Here is a 17,712-nt window from a genome sequence, read left to right as displayed (position 1 = left end):
CAAAGCGGCAGCAGCAACCTTAATTAGGAGTCATGATGAGCCGTCCGTTAAAAGTCACTGCCGTTTCCGGCAGCTATAAGTTGCCTTCCAGAACCGCTGCGCTGGTGGAAGCAATCACCCAAACACTGGGGCAGCAATTGCCTATTGATCTGCATGTGATCGAGTTAAGTGAAATAGGCAGCAGCCTGGTCGCTTCTTACGACCCCAAAGCGCTGCCAGTGAAAGTGCAAAAAGATATCCAGGCCATTGAAACGGCTGACCTGCTGGTTGTGGCGACACCGGTCTACCGCGCGTCTTATACCGGCTTATTCAAACACTTGTTCGACCTGGTCGATTATGAGGCCTTGGTCGATGTGCCGGTATTGCTGGCGGCGACCGGTGGCAGCGAGCGCCATGCCTTGATCATTGATCATGAACTGCGCCCATTGTTCAGCTTCTTCCAGGCGCTGACCTTGCCGATTGGTGTCTATGCCACCGAAGCAGATTTTGAAAACTATCAGGTGAAAAGCGAGGCGGTCACTGCCCGTATTGCATTGGCGGTGGAGCGTGCCTTGCCATTGCTCAAGCATAGAGAGCTTGTGAATAAAGACCGTTTGCTGGCGGTATAAGCCACGCGATGATTTGCCGAACATTATTTGGAGAGCGATGATGAGTACAGAAAATATTAAATTTGCCTACTGGGTGCCTAACGTTAGCGGTGGCCTCGTGGTTAGCAATATCGAACAGCGCACCAGCTGGGATATCGACTACAACCGCAAACTGGCACAAATTGCCGAGAATGCCGGGTTTGAATATGCCTTGAGCCAGATCCGTTTTACCGCCGGTTATGGCGCCGAGTTCCAGCATGAGTCAGTGTCTTTTTCGCATGCCTTGCTGGCGGCGACCACCAAATTGAAAGTGATTGCGGCTATTTTGCCTGGTCCGTGGAACCCGGTGCTGGCGGCCAAGCAACTGGCGACGATTGATATCCTGACCGAGGGCCGGGTGGCGGTCAATATCGTCTCTGGCTGGTTCCGTGGCGAATTCACTGCCATTGGTGAGCATTGGCTGGATCATGACGAGCGCTATCGCCGCTCCAAAGAGTTTATCGAGGCGCTCAAAGGTATCTGGACGCAAGATAACTTCACTTACCGTGGCGACTTTTACCGTTTCAGCAACTACAGCCTGAAACCAAAACCATTGCAACAACCCCATCCTGAAATCTTCCAGGGCGGCAGCTCACGTGCGGCGCGCGATATGGCGGCCAGTGTGTCTGACTGGTATTTCACTAATGGTAATACGGTCGAAGGCATCAAGGCGCAAATTGATGATATCCGTGCCAAGGCTGCGGCCAACAATCACCAGGTCAAAATCGGCGTCAATGCCTTTGTGATTGCGCGTGATACCGAAGAAGAGGCTAAAGCAGTACTGGCAGAGATCATCGCCAAGGCCAACCCTGACGCGGTCAATGCGTTTGGCCATGAGGTCAAGAATGCCGGTGCCTCCAGCCCGGAAAAAGAAGGTAATTGGGCGAAGTCGACATTTGAAGACCTGGTGCAATACAACGATGGCTTTAAAACCAACCTGATCGGCACGCCGCAGCAAATTGCTGAGCGCATTGTCGCCCTGAAAGCAGTGGGCGTGGATCTGATCCTGTCCGGCTTTTTGCATTTTCAGGAAGAAGTGGCCTACTTTGGTGAGAAAGTGTTGCCGCTGGTGCGTGAGCTCGAAGCCAAAAAACTGGCCAAAGCTGCTTGATCAATCTCGAAAAGAAATCGTCTGATGGCTGCTGATACATTACCGAACTGGCTAGCATCGCAGGCCGCGCATCGGCCTGCCGGCGTGGCGATTCGTCACAAACAACTGGGTATCTGGCAGGAAAGTAGCTGGCAGGCGGTGCACAGTGCGGTATTGCTCGCCGCCCGCTTTTTGCAGCGCGAGGGATTCGGCAAGGGCGATACGCTGGTGTTGCTCAGTGAGCCGCGGCCAGAGGCCTTGTTGTTATCTTTAGCTGCGCATTATCTGGGCGGTGTCTCTGCGCCGCTAGATGCTGCTTATCCGCAACAACAGTTGCTGGATTTGTTGCATACGCTGCGGCCGAAATTTGTGTTTGCCGAAGGGCAAGCGCAAGTGGACCAGGTGTTTGAGGCCAAACCGGATATGCAACTGGTGATTTATGCCGATGCCCGCGGCCTGGCGGCTTACCAGCATCCGGCGTTGTGTGCTTACGACCAGGTTGTGGCAGGAGATATCCCCGATTTACCTATCACTGCAGCTGCGAATGATATTGCCTTTCGCTTTTATCGCTTAAGTGCGCAGTATCAACTGGAATATCGCGAATTAAGCCATGCCGAGCTATTGAACAATGGCCGTCAACTGGTGGCGCATGAGGCGTTGACTGACCAGGAGCAAGCGCTGGCAGCCCGTGCGTTTGCGGCCAGCGGACATGCCAGGTATTTACTATCCCCCTGGTTGCTGGCCGGGTTTACGTTGAACTTCCCGGAAAACCTGGCGACCAGGGATACCGACAGGCGCGAATTGGGGCCGACGCTGGTGGCGGGGACTGCGGCGACCTATCAGCGGCTATATACACTGACACAGTCACGCTGGCCGCTGCCAAACAGCTGGCAATTTTCCTTCGTGGCGTGGGCATTACGGCTATCGCAACAACGCGTGCCGCTGCTTACTAAGCTGGCACGCTGGCTGGTAATCCTGCCGTTGCAAGATGTGCTTGGCTTGCGGCGCACACGGGTGCCCTTATTGGTGGGTGAGCCGTTATCGGCAGAGGCTGCGCAGTTTTTCCAGGCCATTGGCATCCAGGTGCGTGATTGGCCGGAAGAGTTGCCATGGCAGATCAGCCAGATTCAAGTGATTCCGCGTCAGCAGCATGCGCCTGAAGACTATTTTGGTTTAAAAGCACTGAGAGCCGCGCTATGACAGCCGCATCACCATTACTTGCCCTGGACCATATTTCACTGTCGTTCAAGGGCGTGAAAGCCATCACCAACATCAGCTTCGCCGTGAAGAAAGGCGAGATATGCGCGCTGATTGGGCCGAATGGCGCCGGTAAAAGCTCATTGCTGAATGTGATTAACGGCGTTTACAAAGCCGATGAGGGGCGCATTACTTACCAGGGCGAATCGCGTACCACCATGCATCCGCAATGGGCGGCCAAGCGTGGCGTCGCGCGCACATTTCAAAATATTGCCTTGTTCAAGGGCATGTCGGTGCTGGATAACGTATTAACCGGTACCAACCTCAAAGTGAAAAGCAGTTGGCTGGAGCAAGTGTTCAATCTGGGGCGTGCCCCGGCAGACACATTGCGCCAGCGGCAAAAAGCAGAGCGCGTGATTGCCTTCCTCAAATTGCAGCCCTGGCGCAATAGCATTGTCGGCGCCTTGCCCTATGGTTTGCAAAAGCGGGTAGAGCTGGCGCGCGCACTGGCTGCCGAGCCTGAATTATTACTGCTGGACGAGCCGATGGCCGGCATGAATGCGGACGAAAAGGCCGAGATGAGCCGCTTTATTGTCGAGACCCGCCGCGAGTTTGGCACCACGATTGTCCTCATTGAGCATGATATCGGCGTGGTGATGTCGCTGTCGGATCATGTGGTGGTGCTCGATTACGGCAAGAAGATCGGTGACGGCACGCCGGACGAAGTGCGCGTCAACCCCGAGGTCATCGCCGCCTATCTGGGTACCAAACACGGCCAGGCCGCTTAAGGATAAAACATGAGTTTCTTTTTTGAGGTGTTGACGGGTGGTTTGCTGGCCGGTGTCATGTATTCGCTGGTGGCGATCGGTTTTGTGCTGATTTATAAAGCTTCCGGCGTATTCAACTTTGCCCAGGGTTCCATGGTGCTGTTCGCCGCATTGACCTTTGTCAGTTTGCTGGAACGTGGTGTGCCCTTCTGGGGCGCATTTGTGATTACGCTGATCACCATGGGCGTGCTGGCCTGGCTTATTGAGCTGCTGGTCTTGCGCAAACTGGTTAATCGCTCGCCCATCACCTTGTTTATGGCAACACTGGGGCTGAGCTATATCGTCGAAGGCCTGGCGCAAGCCGTATGGGGCGCGCAAGTACATGCGCTGGATATCGGCATTGACGATGAGCCGTATGAAGTTTTTGGCATCTTACTGTCGCAGTTTGATTTGTTTGCTGCGGCGATTGCTGGTGGCTTGGTGGTGTTGCTGGGCCTTTTATTTAATAAAACCCGGGTGGGCATTGCCTTGCGTGCCGTGGCTGACGACCAGTTGGCCGCGCTGGCGGTAGGCATACACCTGCAGCGCCTATGGCTCATTGTGTGGGCGGTGGCCGGGTTTGTCGGCCTGGTGGCTGGTATGTTGTGGGGCGCACGGGTCGGGGTGCAGTTCTCGCTGTCGCTGATTGTATTGAAGGCGCTGCCGGTGCTGATTATTGGTGGCTTTACCTCGATTGAAGGCGCCATCGTTGGCGGCCTGATTGTAGGCGCTTCTGAAAAGTTGGCCGAAGTCTTTATCGGCCCGCTCATTGGCGGCGGCATTGAAAACTGGTTCCCTTATATGCTGGCCATGCTGTTTCTGCTGGTCAGGCCGTATGGGCTGTTTGGCGACAAAGCCATTGAACGAGTGTAAATAGGGCACGGGTATAAGCCATATGTTGTATCAAGAATCTGGACAGTTCATCACCGATTACCGGCTGGATAAGCGTTTTTTCCGGCTCAAACAGGAGCGCTGGGCGTTTGCGGGGTTGCTGGCGTTCGCCTTCCTGGTGGTTCCCTTCATCGGCAACGATTACTGGTTTAGCGCCATCCTCATTCCGTTTCTGGTGCTGTCGCTGGCAGGCCTGGGCCTGAACCTGCTCACCGGCTATGCCGGGCAGTTGTCATTGGGCTCAGCCGCGTTTATGGCGGTGGGCGCTTTTGCCACCTACAACGCGCATTTGCGTATTGAGGGCTTGCCATTGCTGGCCAGCCTGATTGTGGGCGGTTTGGCCGCAGGCAGTGTTGGCCTGTTGTTTGGTTTCCCCAGTTTGCGCATCAAGGGTTTTTACCTGATTGTCTCTACCCTCGCCGCACAGTTTTTTGTGCTGTGGGTGTTTACCAATTTCCCCTGGTTTTCCAATCACTCCTCTTCCGGCGTGATCACTGCACCTCCATTACACATATTCGGCGTTGATTTGAGTTCGCCAGTGGGCCGCTATTTGCTGACATTGACCGTGGTGCTGGCGTTGGGCTTGCTGGCAAAAACCATCGTCAGCGGTGAGCTGGGCAGAAAGTGGATGGCGGTACGCGATATGGATACCGCCGCCGCCGTCATCGGGATTTCGGTGCCAAAAACAAAACTGCTGGCGTTTGCCATCAGCTCGTTTTACCTCGGTATTGCCGGTGCGCTGTGGGCATTCACTTACCTGGGAACCGTTGAACCACATGGATTTGACTTGTCGCGTTCATTTCAGATCCTGTTCATTATTATTATCGGTGGCATGGGTAGCATCCTCGGTAATTTCCTGGGCGCAGCGTTTATCGTGTTATTCCCTATCCTGCTTTCCAACCTGTCATCCGGCCTGCTGGCGGGGGCGATAGACCCTGGTCAACTGGACAATTTTCAGAAAATGATTTTCGGCGCGCTGATTATCTTTTTCCTGATCAAAGAGCCCAATGGTTTGGCCAAGGTCTGGCAAACCATCAAGCAACGCTTGCGCGTGTGGCCACTGCGTTTCTAGGTCGTTCATTTCATTAAGGAGATTTTTTATGTGTTGAACGTGCCTATTAGACATTTTTATATAACTAAAAACGATTAGTAACTGTTTTCATATTTTTAATAAGGAGTTTTAGAGTGAAATTTCTCGGTAAACATCGCTGGCTGTGGCTGGCATTAGGATTGGCGGTCAGCAGTGTGAGTACGCAAGTGCAAGCGGCCAATGAGCAGTATTTTCCCTTACAAAGTTACCGTATCGGGCCCTATGCGGCAGGGGGGTCTGGTTTCTTTGGCGGCTTTATTGACTACCTGCAATACGTTAATGCCAAAGACGGTGGCGTCAATGGTGTGAAATTCACCTGGAGTGAATGCGAAACCGAATATGTGGTGGAAAAAGGCGTGGAGTGCTACGAGCGCCTGAAAAAAGGCCTGAATGGCGCGCCAGCTGCGGCGACCAACCCGCTGTCAGTGGGCATTGCCTATGCGACGCTGGAGCGTTCTACCGCTGATAAATTACCTTTGATCACTATTAACCATGGCCGTACCGACTCCACCGATGGCAGCGTATTCCCTTATGCTTTCCCGCTGCAACTCAACCCTTACAGTGAAGTGTCGGCGATTGTGAACTACATCGCCCAGCAATCCGGTGGCCTGGACAAACTCAAGGGCAAGAAGATCGTCACGCTGTATCACGGCTCACCTTATGGCAAGGAAACCAGCCCGATTCTGGAGTTGCTGGCAAAGAAATACGGCTTTGAATTGACCTTGCTGGAAGTGCCGCATCCGGGCAATGAGCAGCAATCACAATGGCTGAGTATTCGTCGCATTAAACCGGACTGGGTGATTTTGCGTGGCTGGGGCGTGATGAACCCGGTGGCGTTGAAAACCGCGCAGAAAACCGGTTTCCCGGCTGACCATATTATCGGCAACATCTGGAGTAACTCGGAAGACGACGCGGCGCCTGCAGGCAATGCTGCCAAAGGTTTTATCTCAATTACTACGCATCCTTCCGGTACCAGCTTCCCGGTATTGCAAGGGATCAATCAGTATGTGATCAAGGCCGGTAAAGGCAATCTGCAAGATCCTAAACGTTTCGGCAATGTGTATTACAACCTGGGTGTGGTTAATGGCATCCTCAACGTCGAAGCCGTACGTGTGGCGCAGGCCAAATTCGGCAAGCGTCCACTGACCGGTGAAGAGGTGCGCTGGGGCTTTGAGAATATCAAGCTGGATGATGCACGTTTGAAAGAGCTGGGTGCCTTGGGCCTGGTGCAGCCGTTGAAACTCAGTTGCGCTGACCATGAAGGCGGCGGCGCGGTGCGCTTCCAGCAATGGGATGGCAGCAAGTGGAAAGTGATTTCAGAGTGGGTACAGGCAGACCGCCAGTTGTTGCGCCCGATTATTGAAAAGTCTTCACACGAGTATGCCAAGGAAAAAGGTATCACCCCGCGTGATTGCAGCAAAGAAGAAGTCGCTGCCAAATAAATTGTTCGGCAACGTTTAAAACAGGCGTGCACATCGCTTAGGCGGTGTGCATGTGCAGTTTGATGTCGTGGGCGCTGTGCATAGATTGCCGACGCGATCGAATTGAGGAGGCTTTGATGTCACAAGCACATGAAAAATTAAATCTGGCGAGTGAGCCACTGTTGCAACTGGATGATATTGAAGTGATTTATGAAAAGGTCATTTTTGCCATCAAACATATTTCACTACAAGTTGGGCCGCAGTCTATTGTTGCGTTGCTGGGTGCCAATGGCGCCGGTAAAAGCACCATCCTGAAAGCAATTTCCGGCCTGGCACCGGCGCAACGCGGAGAAATCGTGCAAGGCAAGATTGTCTATAGTGGCAAGGATATTACCCAAGCCACACCAGGCCAGTTGGTGGCACAGGGACTGGTGCAGGTGCTGGAGGGCAGGCATTGCTTCGGGCATTTAACCGTGGAAGAAAACCTGCTCACCGGCGCATTTATCCGCCGGCCATCAAGTAAGGCGTTGGCGCAGGATCTGGAGCGCGTTTATGCTTTCTTCCCGCGCCTGAAGTTGCTACGCAAGAGTTACGCTGGTTATACCTCAGGCGGCGAACAGCAGATGGTCGCCATCGGCCGTGCCCTGATGGCTAACCCGAAGCTGATTTTGCTCGATGAGCCGTCTATGGGCCTGGCGCCACAGATTGTCGAAGAAATTTTTGAGATTGTGCATCAGCTACAGCAGACGCAAGGGCTGAGTTTCCTGCTGGCCGAGCAGAATGCCACCGTGGCATTACGCTATGCCAACTATGCTTATGTGTTGGAAAGTGGTCATATCACCCATCACGGCGATGCACAGACGATTGCCAGCAGCCAGGCGCTCAGCGACTCTTATTTGGGTGGCCGTTAATGTATGACGCATTCGACGTGGCTGGTTTTTGTACAAGTAATGCTGTCTTAAGGCATGACCCATTCAGGTAGTTACAATTTAGTAACAAATTGTGTAACATATTTGTTGCAATTATATAAAACTAACTGTAAATATTTTGGGAGCTTTCGATGCTAAAACAACTTGCTGGTGCTTTTTCATTTATTGCAATCACGTCCTTAATGACGCCGGTGGCCATGGCTTATGACTTTGATGGTACCGCATTGAGTAGTCCGGACGCTGTAGACTATTCATTTAATGCGGCTGCGACGGCTGCGACCGTTTCATTTGACCTGATTGGTTACGCAACGCTGGATGGGTTTCCAGATAACAATTATGAAGACTATTTCACCCTGTCAGTGAACGGTAGCGCTGTGTTTTCCGCGAGCTTTAACCTGGGCGGTGATGGTGGTCCAATCACGATTACTCAAGGTGACGCAAGCTACGTGTCAAATTATGTCTACAACGGTTTTAATAACGGCGGCTCGTTGACCATTACACTGCCAGTGACTTTGGTGTTAGGTAGCAACAACCTGACTTTCAGCTATGCCAGCGCCATTCCACAAGGGTTGGGAGATGAGGGCTGGGGTGTTAAAAACCTGTCCGTGACCACTGTGCCTGAGCCAGAGTCTTATGGCTTGTTGATGGCTGGTTTAGGCCTGGCAGGCTTTGCCGCAAGAAGAAAAGCTGGTAAATAAGTATTGCAGCAGTGTAAAAAACGGCCTTGCAGGCCGTTTTTTATTGCCTGAACAAAGGCTTAGAAGAAGTGTGCTACATGGAAAATAGCTTTAATGCCGTCAATATCCGGCAAGTTGTTGCGATTCTCCCTGAAGTAGAACACATCAATACGCTTGTTGCTGTCGCCGTCGATTAAATAGCCCACACCCACATCAATACGTTTGCGGTCGAGGCCAGTGGTGTCATTGTTAAATTCCTGGTAAATCACTTTGGGCTGAAATTTGCCTATGCCCACTTTGTCAGCAAACGTATAGCTGCCGTTGATGAAAAAGCCTTTGGCTTCTGGCAGTACAGTATCGCCCGTATTGTCGTTATCGTAATTGTAATATGAGGCCTCCGCGCCAAGCACGGCGCCATTACTTAACGGCTTTTCAAGACGCGCATCCAGGTTCCAATACTTGGAATCGCCTTTATTTACAATAGTGCCGGTGCCATCTTTCTGGTAGCGATACGAACCGCCAACCGACAGGATGGACTTCTTGCCGTCGTAGCTGGATAGGTTGTAAAAGCCAGGCTCGGTATCCCAGAAGTTGTATTGCAGGCGTGTGGCGTAAGACAGGTTGTCAGCCTGGTTAGAGCCGCCCTGACGACCATTGGTCGCCGAGACGTAGTATTTAAAGGCATTGCTGCTGTCTGAACCAAAGAACACGGCGCCATTGTCACGGCCGCCAAACTGGTAAGAGCCTTGCTCGGCAATCGGGAAGTCAAAGGTGGTCGAATACATGGGCGCAACGGCAGAAGCGCGGCTGGCGGCTGGCAAAAAGCGGCCAATCCAGAAGTTGGCGTAATTGTTGAATTCCAGGCCCAGGTGACCATCCAGTAACTCTATTTTGTCGTCTGCCGTATTACGGGCAAAGTTAAATTCAAACGAGACGTTTTCGTGCAGTTTGCCGTTGGTATATAAACGTGCCTCTTCTACTTCAAAGTCATTAGAACGGTCTTTACCACTGGGGGCGGCGTCTTTAATCGAACTAAAGCTGACACGCGAGGCAATACCAATATTAATAAACTGGTTGTCATTGCGCTGTATGGTGGCTTCGGCAAATGCCTGATTGCTGAGGAGTGCCAGGCTGGTCAATAGCGAGATCTGGCGCAGGCGGTGAGATGTTGGTTTGTTTTTCATGTATTCACTCTGTGTTAGTCATGTATTTATCAATGGATATAAGTAATCTTCAGTCCCGCACAGGCGGGATGAGGTCACGTTACAGAGTGTCTTATTGCAGAATGTGTGCCACAAAATTAAATGATATAAATCAATAGCTTGATTTATTTTGTGCATATTTATAATGCTGGTTTATCCGCAGGGTGCTGTTAGCCTGCCTTGCAATCAGCATGTGCGCTGCCTGGTTTCTGGTCGATGTTATTCTTAACATAGATTGACATTAAATTTGCCTGACCCCTATAATCCACTGGTTTGTTAATAAATATTATCTAAATTTACCGAGTGTAATCGCCATCGCTGGCACCTACCATCATGGCCAATCAGCCTTTATTCCGTCACGCTGCGCTCAACGCACAAAAAAACCATTGGCTGGGCACTATCCTGCTGGTGCGTCCTGTCAGTTACCTGTTGCTCACCGGTATAGCCATCGTTTTTGCGGTGATTGTGGTGCTGTTTATGGCGTGTGCGACGTATACCAAGCGCAGTACGGTCATGGGGCAGTTGGTGCCAGAAACTGGCTTGCTGAAAGTTTATGCGCCGCAATTAGGGCTGGTGGTTGAAAGAAAAGTGCAGGAAGGGCAGTTGGTCAAACAAGGCGATATTCTGTTTGTATTGTCCAGTGAGCGTTACTCTGATGGGCAGGGGTCTGTGCAGGCGTCCATCAGTGCGCAACACGCGCAACAACGGCAATCTTTGCGGGATGAAATCGTCAAAACCCGGCTGCAACAGCATGATGAACAACAGGCATTGCAGTCACGCCTGCTAGGTATCCAGGAAGAGCTGACCCGGCTGGCAGCACAATATAAAGCGCAGCAGACGCGCGTGACATTGAGTGAAGAGGCCTACCAACGCTACCAGGGGTTGCTGGAAAAAAACTATATTTCACGTGAACAAACGCAGCAAAAACAAGAGGACTGGATAGAGCAGTCATCGCGGCTAGAGTCCATGGCGCGCGAGCAAGTGCGTATGCAACGCGATGTGCTTGCCCGTCAGGACGAGTTGTCCAGCGTACGCGCCAAGCATCAAAACCAGATTGCGCAATTGGAGCGCAGTGTGTCCAGTGTCAATCAACAGCTGACAGAAAGCGAAGCCAAGCGTCGCCTGGTGATTCGCGCGCCCGAGTCCGGCACGGCAACGGCAGTGGTTGCCAGTGTCGGGATGGCGGTCGAAGGTAGCCGGCCGCTGCTGAGTATTGTGCCGCGCGGCGCCAGGCTGGAAGCACAGTTGTTTGCGCCCAGCCGTGCCGTGGGGTTTGTGCGGCCTGGGGTGCCGGTGCGTTTACGTTACCAGGCGTATCCCTACCAGAAATTTGGCCAGGCCACCGGTCGAGTGGTGTCAGTCTCCAGGACGGCGTTGCCAGCCAGTGAGATTTTTACCATGGGCAATCCGTCTGGCAATAATCAAAACAACGAGCCTTATTACCGTATTTCAGTCGTGCTAGACCAGCAAGCCATCGTCGCTTATGGCGTCAAGCAGCCTTTGCAGCCAGGCATGTTGCTGGATGCTGACGTCATGCTCGAACGTCGGCGCTTGTATGAGTGGGTGCTGGAGCCATTAATCAGTTTGACTGGCAAGCTGTAGCCATGGAAATGAAAGTGAGTCATGTCTTTTCTTAGTCAGCTGTCGTTTGGCCTGGGGCGTACACTGCCCATCACGCTACAAACAGAGGCCAGCGAGTGTGGCTTGGCCTGCCTGGTCATGGTGTCGAATTACCATGGTTTTCGTACCGATCTGGCGACCATGCGCCGATTGTTTCTTATCTCAATCAAGGGCACGACTCTCAGCCACTTGATGGGCATGGCGCAAGCCGTGGGTTTTACTACGCGCCCGGTCAAGCTGGAGCTCGAAGATCTTAAAGATTTGCGTCGGCCGTGCATTTTGCACTGGAATTTCAACCACTTTGTGGTGTTGAAAGAGGTGGGCGCGCGCCATGTGGTGATTCATGACCCGGCCATGGGCATACGCAAATTGAGCTTTGATGAAGTCTCTGCCGCATTTACTGGCGTGGCATTGGAGTTGTGGCCGAATCCTGGTTTCAAGCAGGTGACCTTTAAGCAAAGCGTGAAATTGCGCGACATGATGGGGCATGTCAGCGGTCTTTACCGTTCGCTTGGGCAGGTGTTGCTGTTAGCGCTGGCGTTGGAGGTGTTTGCGCTGGTGTCGCCGTTTTATATGCAATGGGTCGTTGACCATGCGCTGGTGTCGGCAGACCGGGATTTGCTCACCACGCTGGCACTTGGCTTTGGCCTGCTGGTTTGTATGCAGCAGGCCATTAGCACGGTGCGCGCCTGGGTCATTATGCATATGTCTACCACGCTCAACGTGCAATGGCGGGCCAATTTATTTGCGCACTTGATCCGCTTGCCGGTCGATTTCTTTGAAAAGCGGCATCTGGGGGATGTGGTGTCGCGCTTTGGCGCCATTGATCAAATCCAGCATACGCTGACCAGTACCTTTGTCGAAGCCATCCTGGATGGTGTCTTGACGGTGGCGACCTTGGCCATGATGTTTTTGTATAGCCCGACCATGGCCTGGATCGCCATCGGTGCCATGCTGTTGTATGGCCTCGGGCGCTGGGCCTGGTTTCGGCCATTGCGCAATGCGACCGAAGAGCAAATTGTGCATGCCGCCAAACAGCAAACCCATTTTATTGAAACCGTGCGCGGTGTGCGTGCGCTTAAATTATTCCAGCGATTAGATGAGCGTAGGAATAGCTGGTTAGGCTTGTTTGTCGAGCAAGTGAATGCTGACTTACGTACGCAAAAGTTGCAGGTGATGTATCGTTTGCTGAATGGTTTGTTGTTCGGTGTGGAACGTATCCTCATTATCTGGCTGGGGGCCAAACTGGTGATGGATGGTGCGTTCACGATTGGGGTTTTGCTGGCTTTTATTGCCTATAAAGACCAGTTTGTGACGCGCGTGAGCGGCCTGATTGACCGCATGGTTGAGATGCGTATGTTGCATTTGCAAGGTGAGCGCCTGGCGGATATTGCCCTGGCCGAGCAAGAGCCTGAAGTTGTGGATACCATGAGCAAGCAGGAGATTGGGAAATTGCCTGCCAATATTGTGATTCAGGGCCTGCGTTACCGTTATGCCGATGGCGAGCCCTGGGTGCTGGATGGTGTTGACCTGGAGATTGCAGAAGGGGAGTCGGTGGCCATTGTCGGCCCTTCCGGTTGCGGTAAGTCAACTTTGATGAGCATTATGCTCGGGCTGCGCCCTTTTAAAGAGGGGCAGATATTGGTGGGCGGGCAACCGCTGTCCAAACTGGGCTTGTCGCATCTGCGCAATATGGTCGGTACGGTGATGCAGGACGATGCGCTGTTTGCAGGCTCCATTGCTGACAATATTGCGTTTTTCGATCAGCAGGTTGATCTGGCGTGGGTGGAAGCGTGCGCGCGCAAGGCGGCAGTCTATGAAGAAATTGCCGCCATGCCCATGGGCTTTAATACCCTGATCGGCGATATGGGCGCAGCGCTGTCTGGCGGACAGAAACAACGTATCCTGCTGGCGCGCGCACTATATAAAAGGCCCAAAATCCTGTTCCTCGACGAAGCGACCAGTCACCTGGATGTGGCGCGTGAATCGATGGTCAACCAGGCCATACAGGCGCTCGATATGACGCGCGTGATTATCGCGCACCGGCCGGAGACCATCGCTTCAGCCAAGCGCGTGATTGTGATGGCGGCGGGCAAAGTCCATATGACGGCGGTGGCAGGCGCATGAATGTATCTTTGCGCCTGGCGTTGTCATTATGTTGGGCGTTGGGAGTCTTGCTGCCAGCCAGCGCCATGGCGCTGCAGCTGACCGACTTTACCGAGTTTCAGGGGCGCGTCGCCGGTAGCCCGGCCAAAGAAATGCTAACGACAGCGGCTGAATCTGAATTGGCGCCCTGTGCCGCGGCCTTGCCACAACGGCCGCTGACACTGCTTGATGTGGTTGAGCAGGCCTTGTGTAATAGTCCACGTAGCGCGGAGGCCTGGTCCATTGCTAAAGCGCAGGCCGCGCAAGTGGCGGTACAAAAGTCCAATTATTTACCGCGCGTCAATGTCACGGCAGGTGCGGCCAAAGTGAGAAATCACGTTGAAAACTCATTATTTTCTTCGCTTGACCAGGACAATAACATCACCAATCGCACGGCCAGTTTGCGCTTGAGCTGGTTGCTAGCGGACCTGGGGCAGCGCGCTGCCAAGCTGGGGCAGGCGCAGGCCCTGTTAAATGCCGCCAATGCTGCGCATGATGCCGCCTTGCAAGAAGTGTTTATCACAGCGGCTCAGGCTTATTTTGACAATTTGACCACGCAGGCCACCTTGACTGCTTTTGAGGATGCGGAGTCACTGGCCAAGGAGAGCCTGGCCGCCGCGACGGCCAAATTCAAGGCAGGTGTGGGGTTGCTCACCGACCAGTTGCAGGCGCAAACGGCTTACGCCCAAGCCAGGCTGGACAGAATCAAAGCCGAAGGCGACCTGAAAAATGCCCACGGCACTTTGTCTGCCGCCATGGGTTTAATGGCCAACACCCCGTTTCAGTTGTTAAAACGCAGCCAACCGCTGGAGCAGGCGGATTTTCTTAACCGGGTGGATGTGCTGATCCAGCAGGCCACAGAATCGCATCCGGCGATTCTTGCCGCGAAAGCAAAAGTGCTGGCTGCCGAAGAAAATATTAAAGGCGTGCGGGCAGAAGGCTTGCCAACACTAAACTTCAATACTGAATTGAGTCGTTCGGATCAAATGGGTTATCAGCAACTGGCAAACTTTCCGGCCAGTAATGTCTATTCAACGACGGCCACCATCGGCTTGCAGCTGAATATGCCTTTATTTGAAGGGTTTTCGCGCAGTTATCAGGTGCAGTCTGCCGAGGCTGAGCGTCAAACGCGCGTGGCTGAGCTGAATCGCATCATGCAGCAGGTCTCGCTGGAGGTCTGGAAAAGCTATCACGCCTTGATGTCAGAGCGTGAAAATCTGCGTGCGACGGAGGAGCTTATACGTCACGCACAAGAGGCATTCAAGGTCGCGCAAGGGCGCTACCAGGCCGGGGTGGGCAATATGATTGAGTTGTTGAATGCGCAAAATGCGGTCTCCGGTGCCAGGCAGCAATATATCAAGTCCCTGGCGGCTTTGCGTGCAGCCAGATTGAAGCTTGCTGCCAATATGGGCAATGTTGGTTTGTGGGCCATTGTTGAACCTTGATCAATATTATTAACTTGTTTACGTAATTGTTAATTTTAGTTAATATGGTGTCGCTGTGATATTGCTGTTATGCAGGGATGTCACCGCCTGAATTGTCTTGAATTAAGGTGATGTTGGGCGCTGCTTAACGGTGCAGTCGTCAAGGGTTGCATGGGTTAGGCAGGGCACATTAATAACGCAAATGAGGAGAAGTAAATGGCAATTCAAAGCTTGAAAAAGGTTGAAGTTGAAGCAGTTTCTGGCGGTGCGGGCTTCGACCTGTCCGGTTTGCTGGGTGGCATTCCGTTGTTGGGTGGTTTGCTGGGCGGTGCGACCGGTTCTACCGGCGGTACTGTCAACGGCCTGGTCAGTACGCTGTCAGCGATTCCATTGGTCGGTCCAATTTTAGGCAGCGTGCTTGGCCTGTTTGGCGGCTTGGTCAGCATTTAACAGACTCGGTTTTCCCCTCCGATGTATTTGCCCTGCTTTTGCAGGGCTTTTTTGTGCCAAAAGCTACTTACTTTTTGGTCTCAGCAGGTTTGCAGTTTTTGAGATGCAAATGATCGCTGTCATCCAGCGTGGTTTGCTCGCCGTTCAGGCGCAAATCCATGGTGCCGTAGTGATAAAGCTGCTTATCACTCGCATCTCTCGCCAGGCCAATTTCATGGTCAGGCAGCATGACCCAGGCTTCGTCACCGTTTGCGGATAGTTTCAGGCCAAAAGACTGATAATTCTCGCATTGGTAATGAATAGCTTCTTTACCGTAACGCGGCACTTCCTTGGTGCCTTTGTCAAACATGCTGGGAAACTCAAAGCTGGCGCAGCCAAATAACAAGGCAGAGACGGCAGCGATCATCAAATGTTGATAGGTGTTTTTCATTGTGTGTATCTTGTTCTAATAAGAGGCTATAAATAAATATGCACCATATTGTGCCAGTCATGCCTCACAGACTCAATCGTTTTGGTCGTGTGGATGGTAGGCCGCACGCTGCAAGCGGTCACGCAAGGCGTCCCATTCTGGAGTGGCGGGTGGCGATTCAATCAGGATAACCTCCGCTTGTGCGGCGTCCAGTGTATGTAGTGCGGCGTAGAGTTGTTCTGCCGCCTGCGCAGGATCATTCGGCAGATAAACATCTTTATCTGTTACTCGTTCAGTATTGCTAAATAACAAAGCAGCGGCGGCTGGCCTGGTTTGGGCATAGCGCAACATGGCTGGGATTGACGCAAATAGCAGGCAGGGTGTGCGTGGCGAATAATGCAGCAAATGCTGTCCGGGGACCTTCGGCGTTTGCGCCGCTTGCTGTGTGGCCGGTTTGCCTGCAATCGCTGCGATCGCTGCGGCCTCTATCATGCCTGGGCGCAATAATTGCCACTCGTCGCCATGCACGCTGACAATGGTTGACTCGATCCCCACCTGGCAGGCACCGCCATCTAATACCGGAATATCATGGCCCAGGCCTGACTCCACATGCTCGGCCGTAGTGGGGCTTAACTGTGTATATTTATTGGCAGACGGGGCAGCCAGCCCCAGGCCGCTGTCGTGTAGCAGGGCAAGCGCCACAGGGTGTGCCGGCACGCGCAAGGCCACGGTTGGTTCGCCAGCACGTACGGTTTGCGATACCTCAGCGCGCGCTGGTAATACTAATGTCAACGGTCCTGGCCAGAATGCGTGTGCCAGTTGTTGCGCCAATGGCGGAAACTCACTTGCCCAGTCAGTTACTTGCGCCGCGCTGGCAATATGGACAATCAGCGGGTTATTGGCCGGGCGCTGTTTCGTCGCATATATTTTGGCAATCGCCAATTCGTTGCGTGCATCAGCCGCCAATCCATATACCGTTTCTGTAGGGATGGCGACCACCTCACCACGCTTTAACAGTTCAGTCGCCTTCGCCGGGCTGATACGCATCATGCACTCTGATTTTGTAAAAATTCTATTTTACTATCGAAAACCATGCGTACTACAGCATCGCTTCCTATAAAATGCGCGCTTCAGTCTAAGGAGCAACAAGATGCAAATTCAAGTTCAACATAATCCTGCCGAAACACAATTAAAGGAGCTTGGTGTTGCCAAGTGGCCCACCTGGCAAAAAGAGGTGTCTGTTTTTGACTGGACATTCCATGAGCAAGAGCAGGCATATATATTAGAAGGCGAATGTGTGGTCACCCCGATAGGTGGCGCACCTGTGAGTTTTGGCAAGGGTGACTTCGTTACCTTCCCGGCGGGGCTTAAAGTCAGTTGGGAAGTGAAGCAGCCTTTGCATAAGCATTATCATCTGGATGGCAATGTCTTGACGCAAACCTGGTTGCGACTCAAAGCAGCTTTCAAGAAATAATCATCAATTTGTAACAGAATTGTAATAGTGGCGAATGGGGGGTTGACCGCAATCCCCATCGCTGTAAAATGCGCGGCTTCCTTAAACGAAACGACATGTTTAGTTATCAGGAAGTGCCTTTAGCAGGGTGGGTTGATAGTGATTTGAGACGAGTTTTTAAATTGCTGTTGACGAAGTAAAAAACCTCTGTATAATGCGCACCTCGTTACGAAATAACGGTAACGAAAACGGCTTAGAAGCTGACTGTTCTTTAAAAATTAG

Annotated in this window: 17 protein-coding genes; 14 read left to right on the top strand and 3 right to left on the bottom strand. The window is 52.6% G+C overall.

All coding sequences use genetic code 11. The features are described 5' to 3' along the window. Positions 1–32: 32 nt before the first annotated feature. From msuE to MET42_RS0100045, 9 genes are all read left to right on the top strand, one after another. Entirely contained in the window at positions 33–608 is a 576-nt protein-coding gene (gene msuE, locus MET42_RS0100085) for an FMN reductase (protein WP_232411182.1), read from the top strand. A 40-nt stretch (positions 609–648) separates the two neighbouring features. Continuing rightward, on the top strand, positions 649–1,737 hold the full coding sequence (gene sfnG / locus MET42_RS0100080; RefSeq protein ID WP_019880614.1) for a dimethylsulfone monooxygenase SfnG: 1,089 nt from the start codon (positions 649–651) through the stop codon (positions 1,735–1,737). Between the two features lie 24 nt (positions 1,738–1,761). Continuing rightward, positions 1,762–2,916, top strand: coding sequence for an AMP-binding protein (locus MET42_RS0100075; protein ID WP_019880613.1), 1,155 nt, complete (start codon positions 1,762–1,764; stop codon positions 2,914–2,916). Continuing rightward, the gene (locus tag MET42_RS0100070) at positions 2,913–3,701 is read left to right on the top strand and encodes an ABC transporter ATP-binding protein (protein ID WP_019880612.1); all 789 of its coding nucleotides are present in this window, start codon (positions 2,913–2,915) and stop codon (positions 3,699–3,701) included. The genes MET42_RS0100075 and MET42_RS0100070 overlap by 4 nt, the downstream gene beginning before the upstream one ends. 9 nt (positions 3,702–3,710) lie before the next feature. Beyond that, positions 3,711–4,592, top strand: a complete 882-nt coding sequence (locus MET42_RS0100065; protein ID WP_019880611.1) for a branched-chain amino acid ABC transporter permease — start codon at positions 3,711–3,713, stop codon at positions 4,590–4,592. 22 nt (positions 4,593–4,614) lie between these two features. Further along, positions 4,615–5,682 carry a branched-chain amino acid ABC transporter permease gene (locus tag MET42_RS0100060; RefSeq protein ID WP_019880610.1) on the top strand — a complete coding sequence of 356 codons (1,068 nt, stop codon included), beginning with the start codon at positions 4,615–4,617 and terminating at the stop codon, positions 5,680–5,682. Positions 5,683–5,795: 113 nt separating this feature from the next. Beyond that, positions 5,796–7,142, top strand: coding sequence for an ABC transporter substrate-binding protein (locus MET42_RS0100055; protein ID WP_019880609.1), 1,347 nt, complete (start codon positions 5,796–5,798; stop codon positions 7,140–7,142). A 116-nt stretch (positions 7,143–7,258) separates the two neighbouring features. Further along, the gene (locus MET42_RS0100050) at positions 7,259–8,032 is read left to right on the top strand and encodes an ABC transporter ATP-binding protein (RefSeq protein ID WP_019880608.1); all 774 of its coding nucleotides are present in this window, start codon (positions 7,259–7,261) and stop codon (positions 8,030–8,032) included. Positions 8,033–8,181: 149 nt separating this feature from the next. Further along, entirely contained in the window at positions 8,182–8,748 is a 567-nt protein-coding gene (locus tag MET42_RS0100045) for a PEP-CTERM sorting domain-containing protein (RefSeq protein WP_019880607.1), read from the top strand. Positions 8,749–8,807: 59 nt separating this feature from the next. On the opposite strand, the gene MET42_RS0100040 is transcribed toward MET42_RS0100045, so the two are convergent. Further along, positions 8,808–9,911 (bottom strand): hypothetical protein, encoded by a 1,104-nt coding sequence (locus MET42_RS0100040; protein ID WP_019880605.1) that lies wholly within the window; start codon positions 9,909–9,911, stop codon positions 8,808–8,810. 351 nt (positions 9,912–10,262) lie between these two features. Here MET42_RS0100040 and MET42_RS0100035 point away from each other — a divergent pair, with 351 nt between their 5' ends. The 4 genes from MET42_RS0100035 to MET42_RS0100020 all read left to right on the top strand — a co-directional run bounded on the left by MET42_RS0100035 (position 10,263) and on the right by MET42_RS0100020 (position 15,568). Continuing rightward, positions 10,263–11,531: an HlyD family secretion protein gene (locus MET42_RS0100035; RefSeq protein ID WP_019880604.1), complete on the top strand. Its 1,269-nt coding sequence runs from the start codon at positions 10,263–10,265 to the stop codon at positions 11,529–11,531. Positions 11,532–11,552: 21 nt separating this feature from the next. Next, on the top strand, positions 11,553–13,676 hold the full coding sequence (locus tag MET42_RS0100030) for a peptidase domain-containing ABC transporter (RefSeq protein WP_019880602.1): 2,124 nt from the start codon (positions 11,553–11,555) through the stop codon (positions 13,674–13,676). Continuing rightward, positions 13,673–15,139, top strand: a complete 1,467-nt coding sequence (locus MET42_RS0100025) for a TolC family protein (RefSeq protein WP_019880601.1) — start codon at positions 13,673–13,675, stop codon at positions 15,137–15,139. The genes MET42_RS0100030 and MET42_RS0100025 overlap by 4 nt, the downstream gene beginning before the upstream one ends. A 195-nt stretch (positions 15,140–15,334) precedes the next feature. Beyond that, positions 15,335–15,568, top strand: coding sequence for a hypothetical protein (locus tag MET42_RS0100020; RefSeq protein ID WP_019880600.1), 234 nt, complete (start codon positions 15,335–15,337; stop codon positions 15,566–15,568). Between the two features lie 67 nt (positions 15,569–15,635). On the opposite strand, the gene MET42_RS0100015 is transcribed toward MET42_RS0100020, so the two are convergent. Continuing rightward, complete coding sequence (locus tag MET42_RS0100015; protein WP_019880599.1) at positions 15,636–15,998, bottom strand: hypothetical protein; 363 nt, start codon at positions 15,996–15,998, stop codon at positions 15,636–15,638. A 72-nt stretch (positions 15,999–16,070) separates the two neighbouring features. Continuing rightward, complete coding sequence (locus tag MET42_RS0100010; protein ID WP_019880598.1) at positions 16,071–17,027, bottom strand: L-threonylcarbamoyladenylate synthase; 957 nt, start codon at positions 17,025–17,027, stop codon at positions 16,071–16,073. 100 nt (positions 17,028–17,127) lie between these two features. On the opposite strand from MET42_RS0100010, the gene MET42_RS0100005 reads away from it, so the two are divergent. Further along, positions 17,128–17,451 (top strand): cupin domain-containing protein, encoded by a 324-nt coding sequence (locus MET42_RS0100005; RefSeq protein ID WP_019880596.1) that lies wholly within the window; start codon positions 17,128–17,130, stop codon positions 17,449–17,451. Positions 17,452–17,712 lie beyond the last annotated feature (261 nt).

Source organism: Methylophilus sp. 42, from assembly GCF_000384155.1.
Taxonomy (GTDB): Bacteria; Pseudomonadota; Gammaproteobacteria; order Burkholderiales; family Methylophilaceae; genus Methylophilus.
The sequence above is the reverse complement of the archived record's forward strand: the minus strand, read 5'-3'. Positions and strand labels throughout refer to the sequence as shown.

Excerpts from the sequence above, each read along its gene's own strand:
- MET42_RS0100015 (WP_019880599.1), bottom strand. The coding sequence starts at position 15,998 with ATGAAAAACACCTATCAACATTTGATGATCGCTGCCGTCTCTGCCTTG.
- MET42_RS0100065 (WP_019880611.1), top strand. The coding sequence starts at position 3,711 with ATGAGTTTCTTTTTTGAGGTGTTGACGGGTGGTTTGCTGGCCGGTGTC.
- MET42_RS0100075 (WP_019880613.1), top strand. The coding sequence starts at position 1,762 with ATGGCTGCTGATACATTACCGAACTGGCTAGCATCGCAGGCCGCGCAT.
- MET42_RS0100020 (WP_019880600.1), top strand. The coding sequence starts at position 15,335 with ATGGCAATTCAAAGCTTGAAAAAGGTTGAAGTTGAAGCAGTTTCTGGC.
- MET42_RS0100070 (WP_019880612.1), top strand. The coding sequence starts at position 2,913 with ATGACAGCCGCATCACCATTACTTGCCCTGGACCATATTTCACTGTCG.
- msuE (WP_232411182.1), top strand. The coding sequence starts at position 33 with ATGATGAGCCGTCCGTTAAAAGTCACTGCCGTTTCCGGCAGCTATAAG.
- MET42_RS0100010 (WP_019880598.1), bottom strand. The coding sequence starts at position 17,027 with ATGATGCGTATCAGCCCGGCGAAGGCGACTGAACTGTTAAAGCGTGGT.
- MET42_RS0100030 (WP_019880602.1), top strand. The coding sequence starts at position 11,553 with ATGTCTTTTCTTAGTCAGCTGTCGTTTGGCCTGGGGCGTACACTGCCC.
- MET42_RS0100050 (WP_019880608.1), top strand. The coding sequence starts at position 7,259 with ATGTCACAAGCACATGAAAAATTAAATCTGGCGAGTGAGCCACTGTTG.
- MET42_RS0100025 (WP_019880601.1), top strand. The coding sequence starts at position 13,673 with ATGAATGTATCTTTGCGCCTGGCGTTGTCATTATGTTGGGCGTTGGGA.
- MET42_RS0100040 (WP_019880605.1), bottom strand. The coding sequence starts at position 9,911 with ATGAAAAACAAACCAACATCTCACCGCCTGCGCCAGATCTCGCTATTG.
- sfnG (WP_019880614.1), top strand. The coding sequence starts at position 649 with ATGAGTACAGAAAATATTAAATTTGCCTACTGGGTGCCTAACGTTAGC.
- MET42_RS0100005 (WP_019880596.1), top strand. The coding sequence starts at position 17,128 with ATGCAAATTCAAGTTCAACATAATCCTGCCGAAACACAATTAAAGGAG.
- MET42_RS0100060 (WP_019880610.1), top strand. The coding sequence starts at position 4,615 with ATGTTGTATCAAGAATCTGGACAGTTCATCACCGATTACCGGCTGGAT.
- MET42_RS0100045 (WP_019880607.1), top strand. The coding sequence starts at position 8,182 with ATGCTAAAACAACTTGCTGGTGCTTTTTCATTTATTGCAATCACGTCC.
- MET42_RS0100035 (WP_019880604.1), top strand. The coding sequence starts at position 10,263 with ATGGCCAATCAGCCTTTATTCCGTCACGCTGCGCTCAACGCACAAAAA.